This window comes from Actinacidiphila alni (assembly GCF_900112845.1).
Taxonomy (GTDB): domain Bacteria; phylum Actinomycetota; class Actinomycetes; order Streptomycetales; family Streptomycetaceae; genus Actinacidiphila; species Actinacidiphila alni.
Genome location: NZ_FONG01000001.1, coordinates 434,654 through 453,059, shown reverse-complemented (window position 1 = coordinate 453,059; position 18,406 = coordinate 434,654). Strand labels below are relative to the sequence as shown.

Below are 18,406 nucleotides of genomic sequence, written 5' to 3'. Positions count from 1 at the left end.
CCGTAGTCCTCGACGGCGATCGTGACTTGCTGTTCAGCGCAGGTAATCCGGCTCGCCCGCCTCACGGTGGGCCTACGGTTGCGGGTCAGCGCCGGATTTCGACCGGCTTCCCCTGGCTGCTGAATCGGAAATGCGTTTCATAGCACCACGCCACGGGATGTGCCGTCAACGTGGCGGACAGTTGCCTTCGCCACTCCCCCGCGCCCCTTACGTACGGGTCGCGCTGCGCTAGCCTCGCGTCGTCACCGAATGGGGGAACCCGGTGGGAATCCGGGGCTGACGCGCAACGGTATGGGCCGCTTCGCCGGGTGTCCGGCGTCGCGGTCCGAGCCCGATCACCCGCTCGGCGACGCAGCACGTGCGGAAGCCTGACCACGCGATCGGGCGGCGACCGCCCCGGCACGGGCTGGTCGTGGAGACTTCCCGGGGGCCGGGGCGCGCGGCGCCCCCACCCAAGGAGAGTTGCCTTCCCATGACGACCCCGACCACCGGCACAGCCCGGTCCGTCGCCGCCACCCGGACCCCGTACCGCCGCCGGGCACTCACCGTCGCTGTACCGCTGGCGGCCGGCGCCCTGCTCTTCGCGGCGACCGCGCCCGCGCAGGCGACGTCGACCCCGGCGCAGATCGCCACCTCCAAGGCCAACGGTGTCACCTACCTCAAGTCCCTTCAGGCCGCGGATGGTTCGTACGCGGGCAGCGGCCTGTCCAACGAGTGGGCGTTCAGCGCCTTCGCCGCCGCCGGTACCGCCGCGGCCGATGTCGCCCCCGGCGGCGACACCACCAAGAACGCCCGTACCGTCTACCGGAATCTGCTCGCCACCGCCGCCTGGCCGTCCGCCTCACCGGTGGTGACGGACTACGAGCGCGGCGCGCTCAACGCCTACGCGGCGGGCATCGACCCGGCCCGCGTCGGCACCGGCCGCAATCTGTTCGCGGACATCGCCTCGTACTGGCAGACGTCGGCGCCCGGTTACTACGGTCCGCCGGCCAATTTCAACGGCACCGTCTTCGGTCTGCTCGCCCTCGCGGGCGCGAAGACGCAAGGCGGCGGTCAGCGCGTACCGCAGGTGCTGCTTGACGCCTCGGTCGCGGCCGTCCGCGCCAACGAGCACACCGATGGCGGCTGGAACTACTCGCAGGCCGCGGGCAATCCGACACAGCTCGCGACCGCGAGCGACATCGACATGACCGGCGCGACGCTGGCCTCGCTGTGCTCGGCCGGGGTGCCCAACACCGACGCGGCCGTCGTCGCGGGCAAGAATTTCCTCAAGGGCAAGCTCGTCAACACCACCGGCGCCTTCAACTCGATGTTCGGCGCCAACACCGATTCCAACGGCTGGGCCGTCTCCGGCCTCAACGCCTGCGGATTCAACCCGCAGGGCACCGACTTCACCACCGCGGCGCACAAGACGCCGATCGATTTCCTGCTCGCCCAGCAGTTCTCGCCGGGCGGCGGCTTCCGCTATCTGCCGACCGACACCGGCCCGTCGGCGTACTCCTCGATCGACGCTGTCCGCGCCGTCGCCGGCGGCGGCTTCACCGCCACGCCGCCGGTCCCGGTGACCACCGGGGCGCCCCAGTGGGTCGGCACCTCGGCCTTCACCTCCGGTACCACCAGCAAGCTCGCCCTCGTCGTGGACGACGGCACCGGCTCGCTGAAGGTGTGCTCGGTGCCGATCGCGGCGACCGGTACGGCCACCACGCTGGGCACGGTCCTGGACAGCGCCAAGTCCTCGGCCACACCCGCCGGTTGCGTCACCGCCGTCAGCCCGACCAGCGGCGCCGGCACCGTCACCGCCCTCAACGGCACGACGAATTCCGGCACTTCCACCTGGAAGTCCTCCCTTGACGGCTCTTCCCTCACCGCCGCCTCGCGCGGCACGACGGTGCATCTCGGCGACACGGTCTATCTGCGCTACGGCAGCTGAGCCGCCTGGCGGCGTGACGGTCGCGCCCACCACCCGTGTCGAACGGGCGTGCGGCGCGACCGTATGCTCCGGGCATGAATATCTTCGGGTCGCGCCGTCGGAACGGCGGCTCACGGTTGACACAGCCGCCGCTGGCACGGGCCACCGAGCTGTTCCTGGAGGGGAGTTACGCCGAGGCCGAGGCGGAAGCGCGGTCCGTGGCGCGGACGTGGGAGTGGCGGAGGAACGACTCGACCGCGCCGCTCGCGCGGCAGATCGTCGCGCTGGCGGCGGGGGCGCAGGGCCGGCGTGACGAAGCGCTCGCTGTGTACGACGAGTTGCTGCCGGTCTTCGGCGGGCTCTTCGGGGCCGAGCACGTGCAGACCCTGAAGCTGCGGTCGGACCGTGCGCAGACGCTGACGGCGCTCGGCCGGCACGCGGAGGCCGAGGCGGAGTGCGCGGCCGTCGCCCGTGCCGCGGCCGGCGGTACGGATCCGGGTGCGCCGCTACTCGTGGCCGCCGCCCGCAACGGCCAGGTCTACGCACTCAACGCGCAGGGTCGTCCTGCGGAGGCCGAGGCGGTGGCCCGCGAGGCCCTCGCCGACCCCGGTACGACCGAGCGGTTCGCGGTGGTGTTGCGCCTCGGTCTGGCCCGCGCCCTCACCGCCCAGGGCCACCACGACGAGGCCCTGGCCGAGGCGGAACGTGCCGCCGCGATCCACGGCGACCTCCCCGAGGGCAGCCAGGGTCGCCTGGAGAACGGCGCGATCGACGTCGTGACCGCGACCGTCCTCCTGAACCTCGGCCGCACCGCCGAGGCCCGCACCCGCGCCACCGCCGCCCACACCACCTGCCTCTCCACCTTCGGCCCCACCCACTACCGCACCCAAGAAGCAGCCGCCCTCCTGACCCGCATCCCCGAGAGCTGACATGACGTCACCTGACCTGTCCTGACGCACCGTCACCCCAATCCGGCGCGGCCCGATCCTGACCTGACGCGCCGTCACCCAACCCGCCGGCCGGGATTGCGCCGGCCGCGGGGAGAGGACCGGTCCGAGGTCGATCACGCGTGCCAGGAGCAAGGGCCACGCCCCACGGTTGCTTCACCGGCAGCATGGAGCCGGCCCGGCGCGGCGCCCCAATCCCGGACTGCCCCCACCCTCCGGTCAGAGCCACCCTCGGCCCCCCGGGACCGATCCGCTCCGCACAGCAGCCCACAGCCGAACCGGGGCGCAAACGTCCCGCTCGGCGACCTCGCCCCGCAGCCTGACGCACACACGCCACCGGTCTCGACCCACGCACCGCCCGGCACGCAGCCGCACCACACCGCCCGGTGTCCGAGAGCCGCCCGCTACAGGGAAACCGTCCCGCAGCCGGCCACGGCACCGCGCCCGGTCCGCCCTGTCTGCCCGGCACGCAGCTGCAACGCCCTCGGAGGACCGTCTGGCGGACCGGGCCCGCATCCGCGCCCCAGCACAGAGTCGCTTCCTGACCCGCCCCCCGATCCCCGGCAGGCAGCCGCAATGCACCCCGCCCGACGGCCCCGCCCGCAGCCCACGGCTCACCCGCGCCCCGACGCAAGATCCGACGCACACCCGCCGCCGCACTCGGCCCCGCCGCACCGCCCGGCACGCAGCCGCACCACACCGCCCGGTGTCCGAGAGCCGCCCGCTACAGGGAAACCGTCCCGCAGCCGGCCACGGCACCCCGCCCGGCGCGCAGCCGCAACGCCCCGGGGCCCCGGGCCCGCGCACCGGTCCGCGTTCGGGCCGAGGCCGGTCCGCGTCCGCCCGCCGCAGGCGAAATCTCGGGTTCGCCCTTGACTATCGCCGACGCGAGGACCACAGTGCTCGTTAATGCGCATGATTAATACGCATTAGCTAGTGAGGAGCGACGATGGAGACACCTCCGCAGCGGCAGCGGCCGGGGCGCGCGCCCGCGCAGGGGAATCGGACGGGGCGGCCCCGGCAGGCCGAGGTGGCGCGGCTGGCCGGGGTGTCGCAGGCGACGGTCTCGCTGGTGCTGGCCGGGCGGACGGACAAGGTGAGCATCGCTCCCGAGACGCAGCGGCGAGTGCTGGAGGCGGCGCGCACGCTGGGGTACGTGCCGGATCCGGCGGCCCGGCGGCTGGCGGCGGCGCGCAACAACATGCTCGGCGTGTTCAGTTTCACCGCGACGTTCCCGACCGACGTGCGGCACTCGTACTACCCGTTCCTGGTGGGCGTGGAGTGCGAGGCGGCCGAGCAGGGCTATGACCTGGTGCTGTTCACGGGGTCGAGCACCGGCGGCGCCGGTTCCGGGGGCCCGGAGGCGCTGAGCCGGGTGCGGCTGGCGGACGGGTGCCTGTTCCTCGGCCGGCACGCACCGGCCGCCGAGCTGCGGCGGCTGGTGGACGACGGTTTCCCGGTGGTGCACCTCGGCCGGCGCGACGAGCTGGACGGCCTGTCGTGGGTCGGCGCCGACTACATCAGCGCCAGCCGCGAGGTCGTCGCGCACCTGGCCGCGCTCGGTCACCGCAAGATCGTGCTGGTCCGCGAGGACGACGAGGCGCCGGCCTCGACCGACCGTGAGCACGGTTTCCTCAAGGGCCTGGAGGAGGCCGGGCTGCCCGCAGGACCCGACGCGGTCTTCCGCACCGCCGACCCCGCATCCGCCCTCACCCCGGACGTGCTGCGCGGCTGGCTGGACGCCGGCGTGACCGCGCTCGTCGCCGAGGAGACCGACACCGGTGCGGCCTGGCTGGCGCTGGAGCGCACCGTCGCCGAGGCCGGGCTCAGCGCGCCGGACGACCTGTCGCTCGCGGTCCTCGGCAGCCCCCCGCCGGAGCGCGACAGCGCACCCGTCACCGGCTTCGACATCCCCCGTACCGAACTCGGCGCCGCGGCCGTCCGCATGCTCGTCGCGCTGGTCGCGGGCGAGGAGGCGCAGGAGCCGCTGGTGGCCTGTCCCTTCCGCCCGGGCGCCTCGGTCGGCCCACCACCGACGCCCGCCGGATGAGCCCGGCGGCGCGAGCGCCCCGCACGACATGACCCGTTCGACCCGAAGCGATCCGAAGAAACCCGAAGAGACCTGATCCGACGTATGAACAGCGCAAGGAGAACATCTGTGGTGACCGGACCTGACATCCTCGTCGTGGGCGGCGGGCTGGGCGGCGTGGCCGCGGCGCTCGCGGCCTGCAGGGCCGGGCGCACCGTCGTTCTGACCGAGGAGACCGACTGGGTGGGCGGACAGCTCACCTCCCAGGCCGTACCGCCGGACGAGCACCCGTGGGTCGAGCAGTTCGGCACGACCGCGAGCTACCGCGCGCTGCGCGACGGCATCAGGACGTACTACCGCCAGTGGTACCCGATGCGTTCCGAGGCGCTGGGGCTCACCGACCTCAATCCGGGCGCGGGCCGGGTCAGCAAGCTGTGCCACGAGCCGCGGGTCGCCCTCGCGGTGCTCGAGGGCATGCTCGCCCCGCACCTCGCGGCCGGCCGGCTGACGCTGCTCACCGAGCACCGCGCCGTCGCCGCCGAGACCGGCGACGACGACACCGTACGCGGCGTCACCCTGCGGGACCTGCGCTCCGGCGAGCTGCGGACGGTGACCGCGCGCTATGTCGTGGACGCCACCGAGACCGGTGAACTGCTCGAACTGGCCGCCGTGGAGCACGCGTCGGGCGCCGAGGCGCGCGCGGAGTTCGACGAGCCGCACGCCCCGGAGACCGCCGACCCGCTCAACCAGCAGGGCATCACGGTCTGTTTCGCGCTCTCGCACCACGAGGGCGAGGACCACACCATCGACCGGCCGGAGATGTACGACTTCTGGCGCTCGTACCGGCCGGACTTCTGGCCGGGCCCGCTGCTGGGCTTCATGGCGCCGGACCCGCGCTCGCTGGAGCCGGTTCCCCGCACCTTCGTGCCCAACCCCGACCTCGACCCGCTGGACGTCACCGCCGACCAGTCGGCCGACGCGGGCGACAAGGAGCTGTGGGGCTTCCGCCGCATCCTGGCCCGCCGGATGCACCGCCCCGGCTCCTTCGACTCCGACATCACGCTCGTCAACTGGCCGTTGAACGACTACTGGTTGAAGCCGCTGATCGGCGCGGGCGAGGAGACGTCCCGTCAGGCGGTCGCGGAGGCACGGCAGTTGTCGCTGTCGGTGGCCTACTGGCTGCAGACGGAGGCGCCGCGCGCCGACGGCGGTACGGGCTTCCCCGGGCTGCGGCTGCGGCCGGACGTCACCGGCACCGCCGACGGCCTGGCGAAGGCGCCGTACGTGCGCGAGTCGCGGCGGATCAAGGCGGTCACCACGATCACCGAGCACGACGTGTCGATCGACATCGTCGGACCGTACGGCGGCACCCGCCACCGGGACTCGGTCGGCATCGGCAACTACCGCATCGATCTGCACCCTTCGACCGGCGGCGACAACTACATCGACGTCGGCTCGGTGCCCTTCGAGATCCCGCTGGGCGCCCTGCTGCCGCGCCGGGTGCGCAATCTGCTGCCGGCCGGCAAGAACATCGGCACCACCCACATCACCAACGGCTGTTACCGCCTGCATCCGGTGGAGTGGAACATCGGCGAGGTCGCGGGGGCGCTCGCCGCCCACTGCCTGGCGGACGGTGTCGAGCCGCACCAGGTCCAGGCAGAGGAGAAACGTTTCTCCGAATTCGCCCGTGTCCTGGACCGCTCCGGCGTCCAGCGGCACTGGCCGGACGTCCGCGGCTACTGACCGTACGGCGGGGTCGCCGTACCGCGTCTCCCGCACGACCAACGAGCAACACCCAACGAGCAACGAGCACTCCCCCACCGCAGCTCTCCCCCGCACAAGGAGGTGCAGGACCTTGACGACCGACCCGCAGACCGACCGGAGAACCGGCCCGACATCCGCCCGCATTCGCGTCGGCATCGACGTGGGCGGAACCTTCACCGACGCCGTGGCCGTCGACGCCGCGAGCCTCGAACTGCTCGGCCAGGTGAAGGTGCCCACCAGCCACCACCATGAGGACGGCGTCGCGCACGGCATCGTCGAGGCCCTCGACCAGCTGCTCGCGAAGACCGGCCGCGCCCCCGAGGACGTGACCTTCCTGGCGCACGGCACCACCCAGGCCACCAACGCCCTGCTGGAGGGCGACGTCGCCACCGTCGGCCTGGTCGGGATCGGCTCAGGCGCCGGCGCGCAGTTCACCCGTCGCCTCGCCTCCTTCGGCAAGCTCGAACTCGTCCCCGGCAAGCACCTGCCGCTGGCGTACGCGCATGTCGCCGACCCGTCGGACCCGGCCGCCGTGGAGGCGGCGGTGGCCGCCGTCGCGGACGCCGGCGCGCAGGCGGTCGTCGCCACCGAGCCCTTCGCGGTGGACGCGCCGGACGGCGAGGACGCCGTCGCCGCGGCGGCGCGCCTACGCGGTCTGCCGACCACCGCCGCCCACGAGATCACCTCGCTGTACGGGCTGCACAAGCGGACCCGTACCGCCGTGGTCAACGCGGCGATCCTGCCGCGCATGCTGGCCACCGCCGATCTGGTGGACGCCTCGATCACCAAGGCGGGCGTCACCGCGCCGCTGATGGTGATGCGCTGCGACGGCGGTGTGATGTCGCTGGACGAGATGCGCCGCCGGCCGCTGCTGACGGTGCTGTCGGGCCCGGCCGCGGGCGTCGCGGGCGCGCTGATGCAGGAGCGGATCAGCGAGGGGCTGTTCCTGGAGACCGGCGGCACCTCCACCGACATCAGCGTGGTGCGCGGCGGCAAGGTCGCCGTCCGCTACGCCACGATGCTCGGCAGGACGTCGTATCTGTCCGCGCTCGACGTGCGGACGGTCGGCGTCGGCGGCGGGTCGATGGTGCGGATCGGCGGCGGCGCCGTCACGGCCGTCGGGCCGCGCAGCGCGCACATCGCGGGGCTGCCCTACGCCTGTTTCGCGGCCGAGGAGGATCTGCGGGACGCGACGCTCACGCTGATCAGTCCGATGGCCGGCGACCCGGCCGACTACGCGGTGCTGGACGCGGCCGGCGGCCGGTTCGCGGTCACCATGACCTGCGCGGCCAACGCGCTGGGCCGGGTGCCGGAGGGCGATTTCGCGCGCAGCGACCCGCGGACCGCGCAGGCGGCGATCGCACCGGTGGCGAAGGCGCTCGGCGTGGACGTCGCCGCCGCTGCCACGCTCATCCTTGACGCCGGTGTGGCGCAGGTGCGGAGCGTGGTGGCCGCGATGGCCAAGGACTACCGGCTCGACCAGGAGAGCGCGGTGCTCGTCGGCGGGGGCGGCGGGGCCGCCTCGGTGACCCCGCACCTGGCCGCGGTCACCGGCTACGAGGGCCGGATCGCGCGGCACAGCGAGGTGATCAGCCCGATCGGGGTGGCGCTCGCGCTGATCCGCGAGCAGGTCGAGCGGATCGTGCCCGGCGCCCGGCAGGAGCAGATCCTGGCGGTGCGCGCCGAGGCCGAGCAGGCCGTGGTCGCGCAGGGCGCGGCGGCCGAGAGCGTCGAGGTGGAGGTGACGGTCGACCCACAGACCAGTACGGTGCGGGCGGTCGCCACGGGGGCGACGGAGCTGCGCACCCAGGACCGCTCGCACCGGGCGACCGCCGACGACCTGCTGGCGACCGCCGCGACCAGCCTCAGGACGGCCCCGGACCGGGTCGAGGTGCTGGCGGGCACGGCGGCGCACACGGTGTACGGGACGGAAGTGCACAAGCGGTTCCGCGGTGTCCGGCACCCGGTGCGGGTGATCGACGCGGACGGGATCGTACGGCTGCACGTGCCGGACGCGAAGGTGGCGACGACGACCGCGGGCGAGGCGCCGCAGGCGCTGGCCCGGCTGGTGGAGGAGAGCACGTCCTTCGGCGACGGCGGGGTGCGCGCCCCGGCGCTGCGGCTGCTGATCGGGTCGCGGATCGCCGACCTGTCGGGGGTGCTCGACCCGCAGCCGCTGCTGGCGCTGGCCCGCAACGAACTGCGGTCGCGGGCCGCGGAGGAGCAGGTGGTCGCGGTGGTGGAGGTCAGGTCATGACCGCCACCCGGACCCGGGGCGGCGCCCCCAAAGCCGGTACGTCCGGTACGTCCGGAGCGGCGGCGCTCGCCGCGGCCCGCGACCTGGCGCTGCTGGACGACGCCGAGTTCGGGGTGCGGCTGCTGCGGGCGACCGGCCTGCACCCGGGCCGCACCGACGCGCGACTGCGGTCGTGGGCACGGTCGGCCGCCGCGTACGGGGCCGGACTGCCCGCCCGGACGGGCACCGCCCGGATCGTGGAGAGCGACGGCGGCCTCGCCCACGGCCTGCTCGCCCGCTACACGACCAGGCCGCCGACGGTGGAGCTGTTCACCGACGTCCTGGCGCGCGCCGAGCGGCTGGTCGACGACCTCAGCTGGCGCGCGTGGTTCCCACCCGGCAGCGTCCGCGAGGCGGCGCTGGCCCACGAGGCGGTGCACGAGCAGCTGCACCACGGCCCGGGCCGCGCGGCGCTGCGCCGGGCGCTCGGCCACCGGCTGCTCTCGCTCGGCGGCCGCGCGCTGTACGGGCATGTGGCGGGCGCGGAGGAGATCGCCGCCCATGCGCACGCCCAGGCGGTCTGCAGTCTCGGCCGCAGCCCGCTGCTGCTCACGGCGGCGCTCGACACGGTGCTCGACTCCGCGACCGCCGGTCCACCCGCCGGCGCAGCCGAGTCCGGCCCGGCCGCCGCGCACAACTCCCCGTCCCCGCCCGCGTCCCCGCTCCGAAGAAAGAAGTAACACCATGGGTGTCCTCATTCTGCTCGTCATGGCGGCCGGAGTCGCCGCCATGCTCAGCCGCAAGATCCCCACGGCCTTCGCCCTCGTCATCCTGGGCGTGATCATCGCCGTCATCGCGGGCGCGCCGTTCAAGGGCGAGAACAGCATCACCGACACCGTGCTCCAGACCGGCGCCTCGATGCTCGCCGCGACGATGATCGCGATCATCCTCGGTTCGTGGCTGGGCAAACTGCTCGACGAGACGGGCATCGCCGGGACGCTGGTCCGCAAGATCGTCGAATTCGGCGGCGACCAGCCGGTGGTGGTGGCGCTCGGCGTGCTGGCCGTGTCCACCCTGGTGGGTACGGTCACCGGCTCGGCGCCCGCGGCGATGCTGGCCGGCATCATCGGGATTCCCGCGATGATCGCCGTCGGCATCCCCAAGGTCACCGCCGCCGGCACGATCCTGATGGGCATCGCGGCGGGCATGCCGTTCGAGCTGCCGGTGTGGCAGTTCTTCTCGACGGCCCTGAAGCTGCCGGTCTCCGACGTCCGCGGCTACATGATCAAGCTGTTCCCGTTCGCGCTGGCCGCCGCGATCCTCTTCGTGGTGATCGAGACCCGGCGCCGGGGGGCCGAGCACTCCTGGGCGCTGAAGTCCGCGACCGCGAAGCCGCCCGCCGCCGACAGCCGCGCCGCGGCCCGGCGCGCGCAGCTCGGCGACGCCCGCTGGTACGCGCTGCTCACCCCGGTCGTCCCGCTGGTGCTCGCGCTCGGCTTCAAGATCGCGATCATTCCGTCGCTGCTCGCGGGCGTGATCTATGCGGTGATCACCACGACGCCGCCGCGGGACATGAGCAAGCGGCTGCTGCGCACCCTCTACGCGGGCTTCGAGGTCGCCGCCGCGCCCATCGCGCTGTTCGTCTCGATCGGCATCCTGCTGGCCGCGGTCCAACTGCCGGGCTCCATCGACGCGTTGCGCCCGCTGGTGAAGGACGTCAGCCCGCAGAATCCGGTGCTGTTCGTCGTGGTGTTCGTGGTCCTGGTGCCGCTGTGCCTGTACCGCGGGCCGCTGAACGTGTACGGGCTCGGCGCGGGCATCGCCAGCGTGCTGATCTCGGCCGGCATCTACCCGCCCCTGGCCGTCCTGGGCCTGACCGCCTCCTACAACCAGGTCTTCGGCGTCGCCGACCCGACCAGCACCCAGACGGTGTGGGCGGCGCAGTACGCGGGGGTGACCCCGCAGCAGGTGATGGCGCGCACCCTGCCGTACGTCTGGCTGGTGGCCCTCGGCGGTTTCTGCGTGACGGCGGCGACGTATCTCTGACCGCCCGCCCGCGCGATGTGCCCGCCCCCCCCGGGACAGGGGAGGCGGGCACATCGTCGTCCCGGGGCCGGGGCCGGGACCGGGGACCACGGTCAGTGGTGCGGCTCCGGCGCGTACGGTGCCCGGCCGACCGGTACGGGCCCTGCCGCGGGCGCCGGTTCCGGAGCGGACTCGCTGAGGCCGAAACGGTCGTGGAAGCGGCGCAGGAAGCCGGGCGCGTACCAGGCGGTGCGGCCGAGCAGCCAGGGCACCAGGACTCCGCGGGCGGCTGCCTGCGCCGGCCACCGCGCTGCTGATGAGCGCGTGGGGGCAGCTGCACGGCCTGGTCGTCCTCGAGGTGTTCGGGCACACCGGATTCCTCGGCGAGCACCAGGCCGAGGTCTTCCGGATGTCGATGCTGAAGCTGCTGGAGGACGTCCGCGGCAGGATCAATACGGCACAAGGGCGCTGACCGGCACGCAGGGCGCACACCGGCACCAAATGGCCCTCAACCCGCCCGAACACCCCTGATCCGGCGTGCACATGACGAGTGTTCACACGCGGGTCGGCCGCAGGAAAGCCGGGGGCCGCACGGCATCCCTCGCCCTCTCCGCCAATGGGGGGCATGAGACTTCACAGGAAGGCCCGCTGGACGGCCGCCGGGGCGGTCGTCGCCGCGGCGGCGACAGTGTTCGGCCTCGTGGGAGGTGACGCGGGCGGCGGTTCCGCTGCCGCGGCCAGCACCGGTCAGCGCTACAGCGCCGCCTGCCCCGCCCAGGACGTGGTGACCCCGGCCCTCGACTCCAATCTGATCGCCAACCCCGGCGCCGAGGACTACACCGCGGTGACCGACCTGGGCGCGCCCGCGGGCGACCCGCAGTACGTGCCCGACTGCTGGATCGCCGGCTCGCCCATGGACGCGCCCGGCGCCGTCCTGGAGTCGTACGCGGCCTCGACCCCCGGTCAGACCGGCAGCCGTACCTTCTACGGCGGTTACGACTACCACTCCCCGCAGGTCTCGATCGTGAACGTCACGACCACCGCGACCCAGTTGATCGACGTCGGGCAACTCGACGCGGGCGGCAAGCCGTTCACCCTGACCGGCGCCATCGGCGGCTACACGACGCAGAGCGACTACGCGACCGTCACCGCCGCCTTCCAGAACTCTCAGGGAGCGACGCTCGGTTCGGCCGTCATCGGCCCGGTCAACGCCGCCCAGCGCGGCAATGTCACCAGCCTGGTCCCGCAGGCGGCGGTCGGCAGCGTACCGGCCGGCACCACGCAGATCATGATCACGGTCGCGTCGGTGGGGGTCAGCGCCGGTTACGGCATCGACGGCCGGGCGGACAATCTGAACCTGACGATCTCCGGCGGCAACGGCCAGCACTACCAGGCGCCGTGCCCCGACGCGGACAAGGTCACGCCCGCCCTCGACACCAATCTGCTCGCCAATCCCGGCGCCGAGGACACCACCGCGGTCACCGACCTGGGCGCGCCCGCGGGCGACGACCGGGCGATCGCCGACTGCTGGACGAGCACCTCACCGCTCGCCGCGCCGGACGGCACGCAGGAGTCGCGGACGTCCACGTATCCGGGCGTCACCGGCAGCCGGGTCTTCTACGGCGGCACCAACCCCAGCACCGTGTCGGTCCCCGGTGTGGTCACCAGCGGCAGCCAGACCGTCGACATCAGCGCCCTCAACGCCGACGGGCAGCCGTTCAAGCTGACCGGTGAGGTCGGCGGCTACGCGACGCAGGCCGACTTCGCCCAGGTCGTCGCCACCTTCCAGGACGCCGAGGGCGCCACGCTCGGCACGGCGGGCATCGGCCCGGCAACCGCCGCCCAGCGCGGCAACACCTCGCGGCTGCTGACGGACGGGGCGTACGGGACCGTGCCCGCGGGCACCCGTACGGTCCTCGTCACGGTCATCACGGCGGCCGTCAGCGCGGGCGCCAACAGCGACGGCACGGCCGACAATCTGAATCTGACGATCGGTCACAAGGCCGCGGGCCAGAGCTGGACGGCGCCCTGCGCGGACGCCGACAAGGTCACCCCGGCGCTCGACCGCAATCTGATCGCCAATCCGGGCGCCGAGCACTTCACCACGGCCACCGCGCTGGGCGCACCGCTCACCGACGACCAGACGATCGCCGACTGCTGGACGAGCACCTCACCGCTCAACCCGCCCAACGGCACCCAGGAGTCGCGGGCCTCCACGTATCCGGGCGTCACCGGCAGCCGGGTCTTCTACGGCGGCACCAACCCCAGCACGGTGTCGATCCCGGGCGTCACCACCACCGGCACCCAGTCGGTCGACCTCGGCGGACTCGACGCCGGCGGGCGCCCGTTCCGGCTCTCCGCCGACCTCGGCGGCTACGCGACGCAGAGCGACTACGCGACCGTCACCGCCGCCTTCCAGGACGCCAAGGGCGGCACGCTCGGCTCGGCCGTCATCGGCCCGGTCACCGCGGCGCAGCGCGACAACATCTCCAGCCTCGTCCACCAGGCGTGGTACGGCACGGTCCCCGACGGCGCGGTGAAGGTGCTGCTCACCGTCGCCACCGTCGGCGTCAGCAGCGGCGCCAACAGCGACGGCGCCGCCGACGACCTTGATCTGACGATCGGCGCGAGCGCGGCGCCCACCGGACCGGTCCTCCAGACGATGCCGTACGCGTCCGTCGGGGACTCCGCGGGCACCCATGTGGACCCGGGCACCGGCGCCGTCGTGCCGAACGTCACCCCGGGCGCGCTCTATCACCCCTTCGGCGTCTCCGTCGGCGCCGGCCCTACGCACCCCTCCCCGGCCGCGGCCAGCGTGCGGGCCGAGCTGGGCAGCGTCGGCGACAGCTCGGTGTACGTGTCCAACACCGGTGACAATGTGGTGGCGGAGCTGAGGAACGGCGCCACCACGATCCTCGCCGGTTCCCTGGAGGGCTACGGCGAGACCGGTGACCGCGGCCCGGCCGACAAGGCGACGCTCTACCAGCCCGGCGGCACCGCCGTGGACACCGCGGGCAATCTCTTCATCGCCGACAGCGGCGACAACGTGATCCGCGAGGTCACCCCGGACGGCCGCATCCAGCGGTTCGCCGGCACCGGCGTCGCCGGGTCCAAGGTCACGTCCGTCGCCCGCGGTTCGCAGCTCGACCGGCCGACGGCCGTCGCCGTGGACGCGGCGGGCAGCGTCTACGTCTGCGACAGCCACAACAACCGGGTGCTGGTGGTCTCCGCCAAGGGCGCGGTCACCCGGGTGATCGGCAGCGGCGCCCCCGGATACACCGGCGACGGCGGCGCGGCCGCCCACGCGCGGCTCAACCAGCCGAACGGCATCGCCCTGGACGTGAAGGGCGATCTGTACATCGCCGACTCGTCCAACAACGTGATCCGCCGGGTGGACGCGGCGACCGGGGTCATCACCACCGTGGCCGGCGACCACACCGCCGACCGGGCCGACGACGGCCTCGGCGGCTTCTCCGGCGACGGCGGTCCCGCCACCGCCGCGCGGCTCAACGACCCGCAGGGCGTGGCCCTGGACAGCGCGGGCGACCTGTTCGTCGCCGACACCTTCAACAACGCGATCCGGCGGATCGGCCCCGACGGAATCATCTCCACGGTCGTCAACTCCTCGGCGCAGCCCGGCGGGGAGAGCAGCGGCGCGGCGCCGTCCGCGTCGAAGCTCAACACCCCGTACGCGGTCGCGGTCGACCCGGCCACCCACCTCCTCTACATCGCCGACACGCACAACAGCGCGATCGCGCAGGTGCTCGGCGTCGCACGGTCCGGCGACGCGGCGGGCCCCGTGGCCCCCGCGGCCTCGTGACCCCCGATCCCCGACCGGGCCGCCCGACGCCCACGAGACGAAGAAGAGAGACGATGAGCGACACCGATTCCGCCCGCCCCGGCATGTCCCGGCGCCGGTTCGTCACGACGGCGGCGGCGCTGGCCGGCGCCGCCGGTGTGGCGGGCGTCCTGCCGGAGAACCTCGCCCGCGCCGCCGCGACCGCCCGCCCCACCCGGGGCAGCCTCTCCGACATCAAGCACGTGGTGTACGTGATGATGGAGAACCGGTCCTTCGACCACTACTTCGGCACCTTCCCCGGTGCCCGCGGCTTCGACGACCCGACGGCCATCACCCTGCCGAACGGCAACTCCGTGTTCCAGCAGCCCGATCCGGCCAACCCGGACGGCTATCTCGAACCGTTCCACATGTCGACCATCACCACCGGCGCGGCTGCGATCCCGTCGCTGTCCCACGACTGGCGCGACCAGCACGCCTCGTGGAACCAGGGGAAGATGGACGGCTGGCTCTCCACCCACCTGGCCGCCGACGGCGAGGTCAACGGCTCGTACACCATGGGCTACTTCACCCGTGAGGACATCCCCTTCCACTGGGCGCTCGCCGAGTCGTTCACCCTGCTGGACAACTACCACTGCTCGATCCTGGGTCCGACCGACCCGAACCGGCTGGTGTGGATGTCCGGCACGAACGACCCGGAGGGCAAATTCGGCGGGCCGTGCCTGGAGACGGTGATGCCCAACCCGATGACGCACCCGTCGGCGGCGGAGATCCTGCACGACGCGGGCTACAGCGTGAAGACGTACTTCGCCGGGGCGAGCAGCGGCTTCAACGCCTTCTCCTGGTTCGCCAGTTTCAAGAACCGGGCGACCGTGCCGGTCGACCTGTACAACTCGGTGATGACCGGCGGCACGCTGTACGGCGACGGCACGCCCGGCCGGGTCGGCAATCCGACCAGCCCGACCCTCGCCTCCGACCCCGCGCTGGGCTTCGAGGAGGACTGCGCCAACGGTGTCCTCGCCGATGTGTCCTGGCTGTACATGCCGAGCGAGGCCGACGAGCACCCGCCGAATCTGCCCGCGGCAGGCGCGCAGTATCTGGCGTCGAAGCTCGAAGCGCTCGCCTCCAACGAGGAGTTGTGGAATTCGACGGTCTTCGTCCTCAACTACGACGAGAACGACGGCTTCTTCGACCACGTACCGCCGCCGGTCCCGAACCCCCGCAAATATCCTGAGGAGTTCGTGACCGTGCCGTCGCCGAAGGGCACGCCGGGCGGCGGTCTGCCGGTGGGCGCGGGCTTCCGGGTGCCGTGTGTCATCGTCTCGCCGTGGACGGTGGGCGGCCGGATCTTCTCCGAGGTCTCCGACCACACCTCGGGGCTGCAGTTCATCGAGACGATCACCGCGGCGGGCGGCCTGTCCGGGCACGGTCCCGTCACCTTCACGCCCATCAGTACGTGGCGGCGCCGGACCTTCGGCGACTTCAGCGGCGCGCTGCGGCTCAACGATCGCAAACCGGCCCCGTCCAACCCGCAGTTCGACCCGACCACCACCGCGGCCAACCTCGCGGCGCAGACCACGGCGGCGACCCAGCCGATGCCGCCGCGGCCCGGCGCCACGCAGTCCGTGCCGCGCCAGGAGCACGGCCGCTAGGGCGACTTCACCAACCGTCCGGCGCGGGCGGCACCTCGACCAGGGTGCCGCCCGCGCGCAGCGACCGCGTGGCCGCGTATCCGGCGGCGACCGCGTCGCGCGCGGCGGTCGGGGAGGTGACCGTCGCGCCGCCGTCGCGGGCGTAGCGCAGGAATTCGTCGACCACCGCCTCGTCGGCGCCGCCGTGCCCCGACTCCTCCTCCACCGGCACCCGCACGGTCAGATCGGCGTCGGCGCGGTAGCCGGAGCGGCGGGAGTTCCACACCTTGATCGTGGCGCCGTCGAGGTCGCCGAAGTTCTCCAGGCGCCCGCGGGTGCCGATGACGGTGTAGTTGCGCCAGTAGTCGGGCGTGTAGTGGCACTGCTGGTACGTGGCCAGGACGCCGTTGGCCAGGCGGAGGTTGACGACGCTGAGGTCCTCGACGTCGATGACCGGGTGGAGGCCGCGCTGCCGCTCCGGCGGCCAGTTCGCACCGGGGTCGAACCAGTCCGGCATCAACTGCCCGTCGCGGTCGGCGGGATCGGCGCGGTCCGGGTTGCCGCCGTAGACACCGAGCGTGCCGAAGGCGCTGACATGGGTGGCGGGCGCGCCGCCGAGCCAGTGGATGACGTCGAGGTCGTGGGCGCCTTTCTGCAGCAGCAGTCCGGTGCTGCGGGCGCGGTCGGCGTGCCAGTCCTTGAAGTAGTAGTCGCCGCCGTGGCCGACGAAGTGCCGGCACCAGATCGAGGTGACCGTGCCGATCCGGCCGTCGGCGATCAGGTCGCGCATGGCCGTCACGAACGGCGCGTGGCGCAGATTGTGGCCCACGTAGAGCCGTGACCCGTGTGTGCGGGCGGTGTCGAGGATCCGGTCGCAGCCCTCGGTGGTGATGGCGAGCGGCTTCTCGACGAAGGTCGCGATGCCCGCGGTGAGCAGGTCGAGCGCGATCGGTTCGTGCAGGTCGTCGGGGGCCAGGACGAGCGCGGCGTCGATCCGTGCCGGGTCCAGCGCCCGGTGGTCGGTGAGGGCCCCGACACCGGGGCCGAACCTGCGCCGCGCCTCGTCGTGCGCCGCGGGCCGCGGGTCGACGCACGCGACCACCCGGGCCCCGCGGCCCGGCCGGTGCGCGAGGTCGGCGAGATAGCCGCGGGCGCCGAGGCCGATGACGGCCAGGCGGAGGTCGGTCGTGCCGGTGGTGCTCATCGTGTTCTCCACGGGGTGGGTCCGTGCGGGTGCGCGGACGAGGGGTGGGTGCGGGGGCGCCGCGTCTGCCGGGGCGCGCGCGGGTCGGCGAGGATCAACTGCCCAGTGTGGGCGGTCAGTACGGCCCGGGCGTCGGCGGGCAGCGCGCTGTCGCTGACGACGATGTCCGCGCGGTCCAGGCGGGCGACGGCGGCGGTCCCGGCCCGCCCCCACGTGGTGTGGTCGGCGAGCACGACGACCTGCCGGGCGGCGGCGACCAGCGCCCGGCCGGTCTCGGCGGCCGGCTGCGAGGCGGCGGTGAACTCGCCGCCGCCCGGCCTGCCGTGCACCCCGAGGATGCCGTGCACACCGTGCACCGCCAGAAACAGCGTGTCGACGTGCAGCGACCGGATCGCGGCCAGTGCCAGCTCCCCCACCTGCCCGTCGCCGGTGCTGATCCCGCCGACGACGATGTGCTCGCGGTGCGGCCCGCCGACCGGCACCGCCGCGAAAAGGGTGTCGGCGACGGCCGTCGAGGTGGTGACGACGGTCAGGTCCGCCACCCTGGCGAGCGCCTTGGCCAGGGCGGCGGTGTGGGCGCCGCCGGAGACGGCGACGGTCGAGCCCGGTTCCGCGACCGCGGCGGCGGCGCGGGCGATGCCGTACGTCCTGGGCGGCGGCGGTGGCAGGTCGGCCCGGGTGGTGTCGAGCGGGAGCGCACCGCCGGACACCCGGCGCAGCGCGCCGCGCCGGTCGAGGTCGGTCAGGTCGCGGCGGACCGTGCTCTCCGACACCCCGAGGATGCGGGTGAGTTCGTGATTGCTCGCACCGCCGCGGCTGCCCAGCAGGGCGAGGATGGTGCGGTGCCGTTCGCGGGCCAGCATGG

Annotated in this window: 12 protein-coding genes, 1 pseudogene and 1 riboswitch; of the genes and pseudogenes, 10 read left to right on the top strand and 3 right to left on the bottom strand. The window is 73.4% G+C overall.

Features of this window, described 5'->3' with window-relative positions:
* Positions 1 to 20: 20 nt before the first annotated feature.
* Positions 21 to 153: riboswitch (cobalamin riboswitch) on the bottom strand.
* Between the two features lie 319 nt (positions 154 to 472).
* The 7 genes from BM076_RS01920 to BM076_RS01890 all read left to right on the top strand — a co-directional run bounded on the left by BM076_RS01920 (position 473) and on the right by BM076_RS01890 (position 10,931).
* Entirely contained in the window at positions 473 to 1,930 is a 1,458-nt protein-coding gene (locus tag BM076_RS01920) for a prenyltransferase/squalene oxidase repeat-containing protein (RefSeq protein ID WP_093711518.1), read from the top strand.
* A gap of 74 nt (positions 1,931 to 2,004) precedes the next feature.
* Entirely contained in the window at positions 2,005 to 2,838 is an 834-nt protein-coding gene (locus BM076_RS01915) for a tetratricopeptide repeat protein (RefSeq protein ID WP_093711517.1), read from the top strand.
* 967 nt (positions 2,839 to 3,805) lie between these two features.
* Entirely contained in the window at positions 3,806 to 4,906 is a 1,101-nt protein-coding gene (locus BM076_RS01910) for a LacI family DNA-binding transcriptional regulator (RefSeq protein WP_093711516.1), read from the top strand.
* 108 nt (positions 4,907 to 5,014) lie between these two features.
* A complete protein-coding gene (locus tag BM076_RS01905; RefSeq protein ID WP_093711515.1) occupies positions 5,015 to 6,628 on the top strand; it encodes an FAD-dependent oxidoreductase in 1,614 nt (537 codons plus the stop codon).
* A 112-nt stretch (positions 6,629 to 6,740) separates the two neighbouring features.
* Positions 6,741 to 8,906 (top strand): hydantoinase/oxoprolinase family protein, encoded by a 2,166-nt coding sequence (locus tag BM076_RS01900; RefSeq protein ID WP_093711514.1) that lies wholly within the window; start codon positions 6,741 to 6,743, stop codon positions 8,904 to 8,906.
* Entirely contained in the window at positions 8,903 to 9,625 is a 723-nt protein-coding gene (locus tag BM076_RS01895) for a hypothetical protein (protein ID WP_245795643.1), read from the top strand. The genes BM076_RS01900 and BM076_RS01895 overlap by 4 nt, the downstream gene beginning before the upstream one ends.
* Before the next feature lie 4 nt (positions 9,626 to 9,629).
* Positions 9,630 to 10,931 (top strand): TRAP transporter large permease subunit, encoded by a 1,302-nt coding sequence (locus tag BM076_RS01890; RefSeq protein WP_093711513.1) that lies wholly within the window; start codon positions 9,630 to 9,632, stop codon positions 10,929 to 10,931.
* A 92-nt stretch (positions 10,932 to 11,023) separates the two neighbouring features.
* Here the strand turns inward: BM076_RS01890 and BM076_RS36385 are convergent, their stop codons facing one another.
* A complete protein-coding gene (locus tag BM076_RS36385) occupies positions 11,024 to 11,182 on the bottom strand; it encodes a hypothetical protein (protein WP_177246281.1) in 159 nt (52 codons plus the stop codon).
* Between the two features lie 11 nt (positions 11,183 to 11,193).
* Between BM076_RS36385 and BM076_RS01885 the strand changes: the two are divergent.
* From BM076_RS01885 to BM076_RS01875, 3 genes and pseudogenes are all read left to right on the top strand, one after another.
* A pseudogene (locus tag BM076_RS01885) lies at positions 11,194 to 11,382 on the top strand (TetR-like C-terminal domain-containing protein); the annotation flags it as partial.
* Between the two features lie 153 nt (positions 11,383 to 11,535).
* Entirely contained in the window at positions 11,536 to 14,730 is a 3,195-nt protein-coding gene (locus BM076_RS01880) for an NHL domain-containing protein (RefSeq protein WP_143120498.1), read from the top strand.
* A gap of 53 nt (positions 14,731 to 14,783) precedes the next feature.
* A complete protein-coding gene (locus BM076_RS01875; RefSeq protein WP_093711511.1) occupies positions 14,784 to 16,358 on the top strand; it encodes a phospholipase C in 1,575 nt (524 codons plus the stop codon).
* A 7-nt stretch (positions 16,359 to 16,365) separates the two neighbouring features.
* On the opposite strand, the gene BM076_RS01870 is transcribed toward BM076_RS01875, so the two are convergent.
* Complete coding sequence (locus BM076_RS01870; protein WP_093711510.1) at positions 16,366 to 17,541, bottom strand: Gfo/Idh/MocA family protein; 1,176 nt, start codon at positions 17,539 to 17,541, stop codon at positions 16,366 to 16,368.
* A complete protein-coding gene (locus BM076_RS01865; RefSeq protein ID WP_093711509.1) occupies positions 17,538 to 18,404 on the bottom strand; it encodes a DeoR/GlpR family DNA-binding transcription regulator in 867 nt (288 codons plus the stop codon). The genes BM076_RS01870 and BM076_RS01865 overlap by 4 nt, the downstream gene beginning before the upstream one ends.
* Positions 18,405 to 18,406: the final 2 nt, after the last annotated feature.

Coding starts and splice junctions, on each gene's coding strand:
- BM076_RS01920 (WP_093711518.1), top strand. CDS start 473: ATGACGACCCCGACCACCGGCACAGCCCGGTCCGTCGCCGCCACCCGG.
- BM076_RS01915 (WP_093711517.1), top strand. CDS start 2,005: ATGAATATCTTCGGGTCGCGCCGTCGGAACGGCGGCTCACGGTTGACA.
- BM076_RS01910 (WP_093711516.1), top strand. CDS start 3,806: ATGGAGACACCTCCGCAGCGGCAGCGGCCGGGGCGCGCGCCCGCGCAG.
- BM076_RS01895 (WP_245795643.1), top strand. CDS start 8,903: ATGACCGCCACCCGGACCCGGGGCGGCGCCCCCAAAGCCGGTACGTCC.
- BM076_RS01890 (WP_093711513.1), top strand. CDS start 9,630: ATGGGTGTCCTCATTCTGCTCGTCATGGCGGCCGGAGTCGCCGCCATG.
- BM076_RS01880 (WP_143120498.1), top strand. CDS start 11,536: ATGAGACTTCACAGGAAGGCCCGCTGGACGGCCGCCGGGGCGGTCGTC.
- BM076_RS01875 (WP_093711511.1), top strand. CDS start 14,784: ATGAGCGACACCGATTCCGCCCGCCCCGGCATGTCCCGGCGCCGGTTC.
- BM076_RS01870 (WP_093711510.1), bottom strand. CDS start 17,541: ATGAGCACCACCGGCACGACCGACCTCCGCCTGGCCGTCATCGGCCTC.
- BM076_RS01865 (WP_093711509.1), bottom strand. CDS start 18,404: ATGCTGGCCCGCGAACGGCACCGCACCATCCTCGCCCTGCTGGGCAGC.